General features: G+C 46.5%; 10 protein-coding genes. 1 reads left to right on the top strand and 9 read right to left on the bottom strand.

Annotated features, from left to right (window positions below):
• Positions 1–7: 7 nt before the first annotated feature.
• The 7 genes from cydB to ACUALS_RS05265 form a co-directional block, all read right to left on the bottom strand.
• The gene (cydB, locus tag ACUALS_RS05295) at positions 8–1,144 is read right to left on the bottom strand and encodes a cytochrome d ubiquinol oxidase subunit II (RefSeq protein WP_038189543.1); all 1,137 of its coding nucleotides are present in this window, start codon (positions 1,142–1,144) and stop codon (positions 8–10) included.
• Between the two features lie 18 nt (positions 1,145–1,162).
• Entirely contained in the window at positions 1,163–2,749 is a 1,587-nt protein-coding gene (gene cydA / locus ACUALS_RS05290; RefSeq protein WP_038189546.1) for a cytochrome ubiquinol oxidase subunit I, read from the bottom strand.
• A gap of 459 nt (positions 2,750–3,208) precedes the next feature.
• Positions 3,209–4,213, bottom strand: coding sequence for a Holliday junction branch migration DNA helicase RuvB (gene ruvB, locus ACUALS_RS05285; RefSeq protein WP_005470368.1), 1,005 nt, complete (start codon positions 4,211–4,213; stop codon positions 3,209–3,211).
• Positions 4,214–4,230: 17 nt separating this feature from the next.
• Positions 4,231–4,845, bottom strand: a complete 615-nt coding sequence (gene ruvA, locus ACUALS_RS05280; RefSeq protein WP_454449223.1) for a Holliday junction branch migration protein RuvA — start codon at positions 4,843–4,845, stop codon at positions 4,231–4,233.
• 99 nt (positions 4,846–4,944) lie between these two features.
• Positions 4,945–5,466, bottom strand: a complete 522-nt coding sequence (ruvC, locus tag ACUALS_RS05275; protein ID WP_005470321.1) for a crossover junction endodeoxyribonuclease RuvC — start codon at positions 5,464–5,466, stop codon at positions 4,945–4,947.
• Between the two features lie 53 nt (positions 5,467–5,519).
• Positions 5,520–7,259, bottom strand: coding sequence for a glycoside hydrolase family 36 protein (locus ACUALS_RS05270; protein ID WP_454449011.1), 1,740 nt, complete (start codon positions 7,257–7,259; stop codon positions 5,520–5,522).
• Positions 7,260–7,553: 294 nt separating this feature from the next.
• Positions 7,554–8,549, bottom strand: coding sequence for a porin (locus ACUALS_RS05265; protein WP_005470354.1), 996 nt, complete (start codon positions 8,547–8,549; stop codon positions 7,554–7,556).
• Between the two features lie 376 nt (positions 8,550–8,925).
• Here ACUALS_RS05265 and ACUALS_RS05260 point away from each other — a divergent pair, with 376 nt between their 5' ends.
• On the top strand, positions 8,926–9,696 hold the full coding sequence (locus ACUALS_RS05260) for a substrate-binding periplasmic protein (RefSeq protein WP_454449010.1): 771 nt from the start codon (positions 8,926–8,928) through the stop codon (positions 9,694–9,696).
• Between the two features lie 27 nt (positions 9,697–9,723).
• Here the strand turns inward: ACUALS_RS05260 and torA are convergent, their stop codons facing one another.
• Both torA and torC read right to left on the bottom strand, forming a co-directional pair.
• Positions 9,724–12,186 carry a trimethylamine-N-oxide reductase TorA gene (gene torA / locus ACUALS_RS05255; protein WP_005470414.1) on the bottom strand — a complete coding sequence of 821 codons (2,463 nt, stop codon included), beginning with the start codon at positions 12,184–12,186 and terminating at the stop codon, positions 9,724–9,726.
• A 25-nt stretch (positions 12,187–12,211) separates the two neighbouring features.
• The gene (gene torC, locus ACUALS_RS05250; protein WP_005470444.1) at positions 12,212–13,396 is read right to left on the bottom strand and encodes a pentaheme c-type cytochrome TorC; all 1,185 of its coding nucleotides are present in this window, start codon (positions 13,394–13,396) and stop codon (positions 12,212–12,214) included.
• Positions 13,397–13,427: the final 31 nt, after the last annotated feature.

Below are 13,427 nucleotides of genomic sequence, written 5' to 3'. Positions count from 1 at the left end.
ATACTCCTTAGTAAGCCGATACGTCGTTGTCTTCAATGTGCTTCTTGTCTAAACGTCCAAACATTTTGTAGTACGTCCACGTTGTGTAACCAAGAATCACAGGAACAAACACAGCCGCGACAAGTGTCATAAGGCCTAGTGTTAGTTCACTCGCCGTTGAATCCCACATAGTCAAACTGTGGTTTGGTACAAGGCTTGAAGGCATAACGAATGGGAACATTGCAAAACCTGCCGTCAAGATTACCCCAGCATTCGCCAAGCTTGAGAACAAGAATGCAAAACCACCACGCTCAAAACGAGATGCAATTACTGCAAGTAGCGGCATTAACACACCTAGAACAGGCGCTGCCCACATTGCAGGGTACGTTTCGAAGTTCGTCATCCAAGCACCCGCTTGCTGCACTACTTCTTTATTTAGCGGGTTTGAATCCGCCAACGTATCGATAGTGCTTGTAACTACAAAGCCTTCAATCGACTGAACCCAGAAGCCACCTGCAACAAACAGCGCGACAGCAACCAGACCTGCGATTTGAGCGGCATTTCTTGCGCGCTGGTGAATCGCCTCAGTCGTTTTCATTTGTAGCCAAGTTGCGCCTTGAAGCACAAATAGCATTAGGCTAAGCACACCACATAGCAGTGCAAATGGGTTCAGCAGCGCGAAGAATGTACCTTTGTACTCAGACATCAGCAGGTCGTTTAGTTCAAACGGCACACCTTGCAGTAAGTTACCAAATGCGACACCGAAAATGACTGGAGGCACAGTACCACTAAAGCAAAGCGCATAGTCCCAAGCTTGACGCCATTTTGGATTCTCGATCTTTGAACGGTAATCAAGTGCCAGTGGACGCATCCAAAGTGCCGCTAGCGTCACGTACATCGCTAAATAGAAACCAGAGAACGATGTAGCGTAAACCAATGGCCAAGCAGCAAACAAAGCACCACCTGCTGTGATTAGCCAAACTTGGTTGCCATCCCAGTGCGGAGCAATGGTGTTGAGCATAATACGGCGCTCAGTATCGTTCTTACCGATAACCGGTGATAAAGAAGCAACGCCCATATCGAAGCCATCAGTGACCGCGAATCCGACCATCAGAACACCAATCAGGATCCACCAGATCAGTCGTAAGATTTCGTAATCAAACATGTTTTGTTTCTCCTTGTCTTACGCTTCTACTTGGCGACTAACTTTGTCTTCGACAGAGTCAGCGTTTTGCTCAAAGTGGTAGCGGCCTGTTTTCAGACTACTTGGACCTTTACGTGCGAACTTCAGCATCAGGTAAACTTCTGCAATTAAGAACACAGTGTACAGCGCGATGATTGCAAATAGTGACGTCCAGATTTCTGAAGCGCTCAGTGCAGATGCCGCAACGTTCACCGGTAGGATTTCACCCACAGCCCAAGGCTGACGGCCGTATTCGGCAACGAACCAACCTGCTTCTACAGCGATCCACGGCAGTGGAATACTAAATAGTGCCGCTTTAAGAACCCACTGTTTCTGCTCAATCTTCTGACGACAAGTTTGAATAAACGCTGCACCGAAGACGAATAGCATGATAAAGCCACACGCAACCATAATGCGGAACGACCAGAATAGTGGCCATACCGTTGGGATTGAGTCATCCGCAGCGGCTTGAATTTGCTCTTCTGTTGCGTCGACAACATTGTCGGTGTAGCGCTTAAGAAGAAGACCGTAGCCTAGGTCACCCTTCACTTCGTCGAAGGCTGCCATGTTTGCTTCAGATTTATCACCTGCTCGCAATTTTTCTAGCAGTTCGTATGCATACATACCAGTACGGATACGTTCTACGTGATCATCACGAAGATCGCGAAGACCCGTAACTTGCTCATCAAGAGAACGCGTCGCGATGATACCCATTACGTAAGGAATTTTGATCGCGTAGTCGGTGTGCATGGTTTCCTGATTCGGAAGACCAAACAAGGTGAATGCCGCTGGTGCAGGCTCCGTGTGCCACTCTGCTTCAACAGCTGCGAGTTTCACTTTTTGAACTTCACCCAACTCGTAACCAGATTCATCGCCTAGAACGATAGTTGAAAGAATCGCAGCCATACCAAATGACGCTGCAATAGCAAATGAACGACGAGCGAATGCAATATCACGACCTTTAAGAAGGTAGTATGAACTGATGCCTAAAACGAACATTGCGCCAGTCGTGTAACCAGAAGCGACGGTGTGTACAAACTTAACCTGAGCAACTGGGTTAAGGACAACCTCAGCAAAGCTCACCATTTCCATACGCATGGTTTCGAAGTTAAATTCTGCGCCAACTGGGTTTTGCATCCAGCCATTCGCCACCAAGATCCAAAGTGCAGAGAAGTTAGAACCCAGAGCGACAAGCCAAGTGACAACAAGGTGTTGACGTTTTGATAAGCGATCCCAACCAAAGAAGAATAAGCCCACAAAAGTGGATTCTAGGAAGAAGGCAACAAGGGCTTCGATCGCAAGAGGTGCACCAAAGATATCACCTACGTAATGCGAATAGTACGACCAGTTAGTACCGAACTGGAATTCCATGGTTAGGCCAGTCGCTACCCCTAGGGCGAAGTTAATACCGAATAGCTTACCCCAGAACTTGGTCATGTCCTTATAGATTTGCTTGTTCGTCATTACGTACATTGATTCCATAATAGCCAGTAGGAAGGCCATACCTAGAGTCAATGGTACGAATAGGAAGTGATACATCGCAGTCAGTGCAAACTGCAACCGCGATAGATCAACAACATCGATCATGATTACTCCTATGTGTCGGCTGAAGACACTTTCTTACATTTTTGCCAAGCATAAATAGTCGTTATCCAATCTTAAAGATTGTTATTAAATAGCAACACTCTGTTGCAAAAATGTACCGTAACGGTTAGTTAATTGTTAAGCATCAGCTAATATAGCTGCGGCTAATATTACTGCTAAAAACAGATTGTTTCAAAAGGTTTATAGGAGAGTTCCGCTTTGACTTGAGTCAAGTTTTGCTTGGCATTTTTGTTTAAAAAAGCGCCAACTTGATCTATATCAAGCGTTTCGCGAGTTTAATGTTACCCGAGAGTAATGAACAAGGCGAAATAGGTATTTATGCAAAACAAATACTTAACATCTCATCCATTTTACTTACCTAATTAGTGGTAGGCGAGATTTTACAAACGTGACATTGGTCACAAGTGGTAAGACGCCGGTCTCGTTGACCGGCGTGAAAACTTATTTTTCAATTCCGAAATGTAGGTAAGCGCGATCAGTCGCGATACGCCCTCTTGGCGTCCTTTGCAGATAGCCTTGTTGGATCAAGTAAGGCTCAAGCACGTCTTCAATGGTGTCTTTCTCTTCACCGATGGCAGCCGCCATGTTATCGAGACCAACAGGACCACCACCGAACTTCTCCATGATGGCGAGCAGCAACTTCCTATCCATGTAGTCAAAACCTTGGGCATCGACATCCAGCATGTTTAGCGCCTTATCGGCAACCTCTGCGCAAATATGACCATTACCCTTAACTTCTGCGTAGTCACGCACGCGACGAAGCAGTCGGTTGGCGATACGTGGCGTCCCTCGTGCCCGTCTTGCGACCTCAAGGGCACCTTCTGCTTCCATCGACAAACCTAGGCAGTCTGCACTGCGTTGAACGATGTTCTGCAAATCAGGAATCTTGTAATACTCTAGGCGTTGGGTAATACCAAAACGGTCGCGCAGTGGCGATGTTAATGAACCTGCGCGAGTTGTCGCACCGATTAAGGTAAATGGAGGTAAGTCGATTTTAATCGAGCGCGCCGCTGGTCCTTCGCCAATCATGATATCAAGCTGATAATCTTCCATTGCCGGATAAAGTACTTCTTCAACCATCGGACTTAAGCGGTGAATCTCATCAATGAACAGAACATCGTTCTCTTCTAGATTCGTCAGCAATGCGGCTAAATCCCCGGCCTTTTCTAGCACAGGTCCTGACGTCGTGCGGATGTTCACGCCCATTTCGTTGGCAACAATGTTAGCTAACGTAGTCTTACCCAATCCCGGCGGACCAAAAATCAGCAGGTGGTCGAGCGCTTCTTCACGTAACTGAGCCGCTTTGATGAAGATCTCCATTTGGTCACGCACGTGGTCTTGACCTTTGTAATCCTCCAGCTTTTTTGGACGGATAGCGCGATCGATAACATCCTCTTCTCGATACACTGGGTTTTCTGGCGCGATAAGACGATCGGCTTCAATCATGAGTTATTTCCTATCCGTTAAACCATCGATTTCAGAGCGTCACGAATCAGCTCTTCACTGCTCATTCCTGGCTTAATAATTTGCGCGACAACTTTAGAGGCTTGCGTCGGTTTGTAGCCCAAGGCGAGCAGTGCGCTCACTGCCTCTTCTTCTGCGCTGTTTGTTGCAGTTGGCGTAGAATCAACAGGAGCGGCATCAGTGAACGGCGTAAAGAGATCACCGGCACTCCACCCTTTAAGGCGATCTTTCATTTCGACCACCAAACGCTCAGCGGTTTTCTTGCCCACTCCAGGCAATTTCACCAAGGTCGAAATGTCTTCTCGCTCGACAGATGCCACAAATTGGCTTGCCGTCATACCCGAAAGAATCCCAAGACCCAATTTTGGCCCAACACCATTGGCTTTAATCACTTCGCGGAACAAAGCACGCTCTTTTACCGTGTTAAACCCATAAAGCAACTGAGCATCTTCGCGAACAACAAAGTGAATATAGATAATCGCTTCTTCACCGACATTAGGCAGCTCATAAAAGCAGCTCATCGGCATTTGGACTTCATAGCCAATACCATTAACTTCAATCAGCAGTTCAGGGGGTTGTTTTTCAATCAGAATGCCGCGCAGACGTCCAATCACGGTAAATACTCTTTGGAAATGAATTTGCGACAGGATAATAAAGAACTGGATAGACATCCAGTTCTTTGTCGCCTCGAAGGTGAATTTTGAGATTGAGCGTTAGCGGTAGCGCCCGCGACGTGCACTGGTCGCTTTACCTGCCATTGCAATTAAGGTTTTGTTGGTATTGGCGTGACAAATTGCCACACCCAGTGCATCTGCGGCATCGGCTTGGGGTTTGCCAGGAAGTTTCAACATTTGTTGCACCATGTGCTGCACTTGCTCTTTGTCTGCCCCGCCCGTTCCAGTAACCGCCTGTTTAATCAAACGAGCCGCGTATTCGTGAACTGGAAGTTCCGCGTTCACGGCGGCGACTATAGCACTCCCTCGTGCTTGACCAAGTTTGAGTGCTGAATCTGCGTTGCGTGCCATGAAGACTTGCTCAATGGCGAACACATCCGGTTGGAATTGGGTAATGATTTCCGAAACTCCAGCATAGATCTGCTTCAAACGGCCCGGAAGATCTTTTTCTGATGTACGAATGCATCCACTACCTAAGTAGTGCAAATGGCGTCCGTTTTGTCGGATAACCCCGTACCCAGTAATGCGTGAGCCGGGGTCAATACCTAGAATGATTGACATGAATACCTAATCAATGTGACTGCTTCAAAGCGTATGGTAAAGCAGAGCCGCCACTATATCGAGGTAATTATCGCTCGACTCGACAAACCGGACTCAAGACCAACTTCAATGACTTGGGTCGGCTCTTCAACCAATCGTTCGCCTGTCCAATAGTCATACCAATAGACGGGCTGCTCCGCAGTCAATGTGACTTCCCTTGCAGGCTGCTGATAGTTAAACAGGCAATGGAGGTCATTGCGCTCTGTAATAGGCAAGAAGGCATGATGGAGGTTTAGCGCGGTAAATCGCGCACTCTCTTGGCAGTGTTTGTGTCGCAGTATCAGTTTGGATAGTGTCTGCTTTGCCCAAGGCGTGAGCTCAGGCAACGGGTCGCCCGAAAGCAGAAGACCTGAACTGGCCAACAGTACATTACGGTGAAACTCGTAGCTTTGACGCTCTGCGGCTTGATTAGGCAGCGATACCAACGTCGCGCAGTCTGGGTCAATCTGCCAGAGTTTGCGGTGCTGCCAACTGCGATAAAGGGTCTCTTTTGCGATCTGTTCAAATCGATGCTCATTGCGTTCTACATCATCAGACACGCGCATCGCATCAACTAAACCAAGTGATGGCCACATCGGTGCGTTGCAACCTAGAATCCATGCGTCTCCTGCTCCTTCAGCGATTGCTTCCATCCCCATTCGGTAAGCTTCGATCCCCGTTGTTCCTGTCTGATAACGCTGACCTTTCAAAGTACCCCAATAGTTGGCATCCAACTTAAACAGCTCGACTCCCCACTCTTCGCGCATGACGCGAACAACATGAGTCAAGTGCTCTTGGACCTCAGGATTAGAGGTATCTAACACATACCATGGCGTACAACGCCACCCCGCGTAAGTGACTTCTTCTGCTTTAAGTAAACGGCCGTCTTGATGTTTTACAAACCAATCAGGGTGTTGTTTGAACAGCTCAGATTCAGGCTGAGCAATAAAAGGAGCTAGCCAAATTGCTGGCTTTTTGCCTTTTACTTTGATTGCTTCAATGACAGCTCGAACTCCCGATGGAAATTTGTCCGAAGGTGTTAACCAATCCCCCATAAAGGCTTGATAACCATCGTCGAGCAAGACGTATTCAAGCTGCTTGGCATCGGCAGACATCACCTCGAGATTGTGATAGATGTTGTCTTGATTGACTTCAGCATAGTATGCGTACCAAGAACACCACCCGATTGGGGCTTTTGCCTCAACGCCCGCTCGGACAGGGTGATGCTTCGCAATCAGCTTGGAATACTCTGTGTAAAGCTGAGACATGGAATCGCCTTGCAGGCACACAATCGACTCTAAAGCCGTAGTAGGCCAATCTTGAGGATAGGTTCCTTCGCCATCAATGTAAGCGCTGACTAACCAACGTCCTTCTTGCTCCTGTACTTCAAAGTAGCCCGCGAAGCGATGACACGAAGTGAAGCCAAACAGACTGTAGCCCAGAGAATCTTCAACCATAAGATAGTTGTAGTAGCGCTTGGGATCTTGGCTTGAGTAAATGCGATAGCTGGGAGAATTATCTGGACAACGACCTATATCGATTGGTTGCTCGATGGTGCCAGTCGTTTGGGCAAGCATTTGAAACCCGTCACCCAATATCGTTGCACTGCGTTCGAAATTAAACTCAGTCTGACACAGTAAAAAGCGATCATTGAACTTGTAGTTGCTCAGCCCCTGAAACAAGAAGTGCAGCTGATTATCTTTTTTTGTAGCGGTTATATCGTGATTGGGTATGACAACAAGGCGGCTATTGGCGAGTTCTACATGCAGGGCCATAACTGTGCTCTAAGACAAAGGAGTATCGGCACATTACAGCATTGGATATTTTTATTGTCTATTTAATCAAAAACACAAAGCCGTACAAGCTTCACATTTTTCCTTTTTATTGTGACCACCGCGAAGTCACAGGCAATAGAGGTATCGATAGAAGCGCGATGTACTTGTCTAAAACAGAAAAAGCCCTCCAACTCCGGAGGGCGAAAAAGGCAGTGGATTATTGCGCTAAAAGCTTCCTGCTTTGATGGTAAACGGCCTGCAGAACAGGCCGTAAATTTTTAAGCCTAAACTTGATTAGAAGTCGTAAGCAACTTTGAAGAATGCAGCTAGGTCTTCGCTGCTGTCTTTCTCTTCTGATAGGTCAACACGGAAGTCAACTAGAGCAGATAGCTTGTTAGTGAACTGGTAAGTTGCACCGAAGTTAGTCCACTTAGTGTCTTCTGCATCAGAAGTGTATGCTTCAGATTGAGCGTAACCAACTGCTAGGTATAGTTTGTCGATTGTGTAGCCAGCAGATGCGCTGTAAAGCATTGAGTCATCGCCAGAGAATAGTTCGTGCTTAGCAATGTTTGCACCTAGCGCGATATCGCCTAGATTTACCACACCGTTTACTAGCATGATTTGCTCTAGATCGCCTTCAACATCGTTGTCTTCGTTCTTTTCGTAACCTGCGTTAACTTGGAACTGTTCGTTTTGGAAGCCAACGTAACCGTTGAAACCTTTGTGGCCAGAAGCGTCTGCTTCACGGTCACCGTAGTAAGATACGCCGTATTTGAAGCCTTCTTTGATGCCTTCAAACTTAACAACTTGGTTAACGTCTGAAGCGTCAGATGCTGATGCACCGTACTCAACTGTTAAGTCTGCCGCACCGTCAACTGCATCTAGTGCTGAATCAGCTGCGTAACCAACAGAAGCTACACCGAAACCAGTTTTGTAACCAACCCATGCATCGATGACTGCGAAAGACGCATCCATTGAAGAGTAGTTGTTGTCTAGGTCGAATTCACCTGCGAATTGGCCTAGTACGTTACCTTTTTGGTAGTTAACGAAAAGGTCAAAACCAGTTACGTCGTAGTTGTGGAATTCACGGTCTTCGCCATTCTCGTTTTTACGACCTTCTAGGTATTCACCACCAACAGCCACTTGACCGCCAACAGAGAATTCTTCACCAGATAGGATTAGGTCGATTAGAGATTCACGTGCACGCTCAGACGTTGTTTGGTTAACGTCTGCTGCGATTGCTGAACCCGCAACAAGAGAAAGAGCTACTGCTAATACTGTCTTTTTCATTTTTATTTGTTCCTATAAATTTTTATTTATGAGCGTCATCTACCACCTGCTCGCTCTGGTTGAGCAAATTATTCGCCCACCCAATAATTCACAAATAAAACAATCAAAAGAGATCTAATTGCATAGCCCGCAAATTAGCCAAAAACATAAATCAATATAAAAAACGAACAATAAATAAGCACAATAAGCTAATAAAAGAGACCTTTATCACAAATAAAATCAACAAAACCTAAAATCAACGTCAGTGGAACTTTTTCGTATCTTTGCGTTCTTTGGCAGTCATTTTCTCAATCTATGAGACGAAATATCACCTAAATACTCTAAGACACATCATTGACTAGACTGAACAGAGAGCTTTTCAACAAGGATTAACGGATTGAGACACTGGTTATTTGTTGTTTCCCTGATTTATTTACTGATGATCTCAACAGCATTTGCCGTTCCGTTAAAGGTCGCGCAGAGCAAATGGGCGCCCTATGTTATGGATTCACCGATTGGGAAAGGAATTGCTCACGACATCGTTATCGAGGGATTAACGCATTCCGGCTACAAATTTATCTATGAGCTGAAGCCTTGGCCAAGAGTGTTAAAAGAGACTTTCTACGGTAAGAATGACGTGATTGTCGCTGTGTGGAAAAACGACGAACGAATGCGACATTACTATTTTACCGAGCCGTACATGAGCAATCACTTATCGGTAATATCACGTTCTGAGGACACGGCATTCAGCTATCAGTCACCAGAGAGTTTGAATGGTCAGCGCGTCGCACTGATTGACAACTATGCCTACCCTCCAGAACTGCTTAACCACAAGGGAATCCAAAAGGTATCGTCAGCCAATTTGGAAACTAGCATCCGCTTACTGCTCTCGCAGCGTGTTGACGTCATCATTACCGATGAGTATGTGGCACGGTGGGTTGTTAAAGAGATGGGGCTGCCGCTTAAGCGCTTAACCATTCATTCCACTCCATTTATTACCACTCCCCTATACGCCGCGGTTAGGAAAGACCATCCATACGCTCAACAGGTTGTGTACAGCCTGAACTATTATTTCAGAACTTATGCGCAAGAGCGTCTTCAACAGCTCAAATTTAAATACGGATTGGAACAAGATGGAGATGACAGACACAAAAAAACCAGCCCGTAGGCTGGTTTTTGTTCAATACGATTGAGCTTACGCCACTTCGATTGGACCACCGAATGAAGTTACTGGAGGTACTTTTCCTGTGAACTTCTCGAAGTCTACGATACACGTGTTCGCTGACGTCGCTTGAGCTAGCTCAGAAGAACCGATGTCTTGAGTCAGCGTGTTTGGATCGCCGTACGTACAGATAGCGCCTTCTTTCTCGTTCAGAGGACCATACCACGCACCTTCTTCGATACGGATAACACCACGTGGGTAGCTATCTGTAACAACTGCGCCCGCTAGTAGTTGACCACGGTCGTTGAATACGCGTACTAGATCACCATCTTTAATGCCTTTGGCTTTGGCATCAACTGGGTTGATGTAAACAGGCTCACGACCTTGAACTGCGTAAGTTGCACGGAACTCTTCTGATTCACACATCTGAGAGTGCAGACGCTTGTCTGGGTGACAAGATTGCAGCCAGTATGGGTGTTTATCAGAACCAGGACCACCGTGTGAACGTTCTGATTTCTCAAACCACATTGGGTGCTCTTGACAGTGTTCGTAACCGTAACGACCGATCTTACGAGACGTGATCTCGATGAAGCCAGAAGGCGTACCCAGTGGGTTGATTTCTGGATCTTGACGGAAGTCAGCGTGACGAACCCAAGGTTTACCTTGACCGAAGTCTAGTACGCTCTTCTCCCAGAACTCGTTGAATTCTGGCATTTCGAACTTACCTTTGTTCGCTGCACGGCAGTCATTGTATAGGCTTTGGATCCACTCCATTTCGCTCATGCCACGCGTGTATTCATCACGACGGCCAAAGCGTTGAGTCAGTTCACTCATGATCTGGAAGTCAGGCTTAGATTGGAACAGAGGATCCACTAAGCGATGCATCGCGATCAAACCTTTGCTTGAGTATGAACCGTAAACGTCGATGTCGTTACGTTCCCACTGAGTACATGCAGGAAGCACGATATCAGAGAAACGACATGTTGCAGTCCATGCAAACTCAACCGTTACCACAGTCTGAAGCTTCTTAAATGCTTTCTTCATGCGGTTACGATCTTGGTGGTGATGCCACGGGTTGTTACCCGAAATAACCATCATCTTGAAGTCAGGCAGTTTGACTTTACCGCCGTTGTAACGGATCTCTTTACCTGGTTCTAGTAGACAGTCGATCCAACGCGCAACCGGGATTGTGCGGCTGTAACCGTTAAAGTCGTTGTTATCCCATTTAGGCTTCATACCTTGGTCAAGGTTACGTGGGAAACCACCAGGGCCAGCAAAACCAGTAGAAGGAACACCGATACTTGAGTAATGGTGACCGTAAGAGATACCACCGCCAGGTAGACCGATTTGGCCAACCATTGCTGCAATAACCGCTGCTGCCCAGTAAGGTTGCTCACCGTGTTCTTGACGCTGGATACACCAACCCATCAGGATCTGTGTACGACCGCTTACAAGCATACGAGCAAATTCACGGATCTTGTCAGCTTTAACGCCACAGATCTCAGCCGCCCACTCAGGAGTCTTAACCACTTTGTCTTTGGTTTCGCCCTGAACGTACTGGATAAACTCGTCAAAACCTAGACAGTAAGTTTCGATGAACTTCTTGTCGTATAGATCTTCGTTGTACAGCACGTGCGCAACAGCCAGCATGAATGCAACGTCTGTCATTGGGTTGATGTACAGGTGATCATTCTCTAGGTAACGCTGAGTCTTGTTCTTAACTGGGTCAACAGAAAGTACGTTGATCTCGCCTTTTGCTACTTTCTCTTTCAGTTGAGCTAGGTAGTCAAAAGATTCGTGCGTTTCACAGTTCCAACCTACTTGCAGGTTCTTCACTGGGTCGTTTGCCCAAAGAACAATGTTATCTGCGTTTTCTAGGATTTCAGACCAAGAAGTACCTTGTGCGTATACTTCTGTTGAACCTAGAACGTAAGGCAGGATTGTTTGACCCGCACCTGTTGAGTAGTCACCCACTTTAGTAATGAAGTTACCATGCATACCAACAGCACGCTGCATGTGAGCTGTACAGTTGTTGAATGCACCAGTCTGGTTCCAACCGGTTTGACCCGCGTGTAGAGCCCATGGACCGTAATCTTTTTGCACACGTTCTAGCTCACGGTAGAACAGGTCAAGTGCTTCATCCCAAGTGACACGGATAAAACGGTTGTCACCGCGTGTATCTGCGCTGTATTTGTGCTTCTTCAACCAATCTAGACGTACCATTGGGTAACGAACACGTGATGGGCTGTAGATAATGCCTTTAATACCGTTCAACATCTCTGTTGGGTTTTTATCAAGCTCAAGTGGTTTGATTTCTTGAACTTTACCCGCGTAGATGTGGGCGCGGAATGCGCCCCAGTGTGAACCTGAAACCTTCCAAGTACCTGTAGACTCAGCCGCACTTGCAGATGCTGATGCCAATAAGCTTGGACCGATTACTGATGCTGCACTTGTTGTTGCAACACCTTTAAGAAAACTTCTTCGTGAAATAGCCATTTAATTTACTCCAATCCGACGCTTATTAGTGGTGGCCTTCAGCATAATCTGAAGAGTGTTTCTGTAGGTACTTCAAGATCAGTGCTTCGCTGTCTGTATCTAGGTTAACGAATGCAAGCATACCGTCAAACATACCAGGCCATGTGTTCGCATCGAAGTGCGCTTCGTCAGGCTGCGTGTGACATACAGAACAGTTGGTTTTGTATGCTTCCGCTGATTTTTCCCATACAGGCGTAATATCGTTCAGCATAGATTCTTTCTTGATCCATACTTTCGCCGCCACTTTTTCCCATGGAAGACCAGTTAGCTCATCCACTTTTTTCTCGCCGGTTGTCACAACGTTGCTGTCTGTTGATGCTTCTTTAAGAAGAGAAGCCACCGCAATGTTCTTACCAAAGTCTTCTTGGATTACACGACCAAAGCCTTTCGCTTTGCGCCAACCGTCAATTTCGATTTCCGCGTAATCACCTTTGTCAGCAATAACTTTCACTGAAGACGCAGGGTTTAGTAGACCTGCTTCAGTTGTACCTTCAGCGTCGAAGTAGATAGGTAGATGACGCACACTCACTAGCGTTTGACCGACATCGTAGTTAGTGTTCGAAGCTAGACCTTCTAGGTCGCCAACGATACCGCCGATGCTGTCCATACCAGCTGGAAGTTTGTGCGCAATACCTTTGTGACAGTCAACACAGCTTTGATCTTTCTCTGCTGCTTGCTTCATTTGGATGCGAGCAGTAGGAGACATTTGCTCAAAATCCATCGACTCGTAGTTGTGACAGTTTTTACACTCTAGGGATTTGTTTGCAGAGAAACGATCCCATTCGTGTTTAGCAAGTTCGATACGGCGCTCTTCAAACGCACCTGGTTCATCATAGTTACCAAATACTTGAGCGAATACTTCTTTAGAAGCCTGCATCTTACGTGCAATTTTATCTGTCCAGTTATGAGGAACGTGACAGTCAGGACACGTAGCACGTACACCAGAGTGGTTTTTCCAGTGAACCGTTTCTTGCAGTTCCACGTATACATTGTCACGCATGGTGTGACAGCTAATACAGAACTCTTCTGTGTTGGTCGCTTCCAGTGCGGTGTTAAAGCCACCCCAGAAAATAACACCAGCAATAAAGCCGCCCATAGTCAGCACACCTAAGCTGATATGAACTGCCGGGCGTGTCATGGTGCGCCACAGCTTGATGATAAATGATTTCATAGTTTGCTCTCTTAAAATCTGTTCAAAAATG

It is taken from the genome of Vibrio sp. NH-7, assembly GCF_053643215.1.
This window is presented reverse-complemented; position numbering and strand designations above follow the sequence as displayed.

What these genes read in the sequence shown, in the direction of transcription:
- cydB (WP_038189543.1), bottom strand. Translation starts at nt 1,144, where the DNA reads ATGTTTGATTACGAAATCTTACGACTGATCTGGTGGATCCTGATTGGT.
- torA (WP_005470414.1), bottom strand. Translation starts at nt 12,186, where the DNA reads ATGGCTATTTCACGAAGAAGTTTTCTTAAAGGTGTTGCAACAACAAGT.
- cydA (WP_038189546.1), bottom strand. Translation starts at nt 2,749, where the DNA reads ATGATCGATGTTGTTGATCTATCGCGGTTGCAGTTTGCACTGACTGCG.
- ruvC (WP_005470321.1), bottom strand. Translation starts at nt 5,466, where the DNA reads ATGTCAATCATTCTAGGTATTGACCCCGGCTCACGCATTACTGGGTAC.
- ruvB (WP_005470368.1), bottom strand. Translation starts at nt 4,213, where the DNA reads ATGATTGAAGCCGATCGTCTTATCGCGCCAGAAAACCCAGTGTATCGA.
- ACUALS_RS05265 (WP_005470354.1), bottom strand. Translation starts at nt 8,549, where the DNA reads ATGAAAAAGACAGTATTAGCAGTAGCTCTTTCTCTTGTTGCGGGTTCA.
- ACUALS_RS05270 (WP_454449011.1), bottom strand. Translation starts at nt 7,259, where the DNA reads ATGGCCCTGCATGTAGAACTCGCCAATAGCCGCCTTGTTGTCATACCC.
- torC (WP_005470444.1), bottom strand. Translation starts at nt 13,396, where the DNA reads ATGAAATCATTTATCATCAAGCTGTGGCGCACCATGACACGCCCGGCA.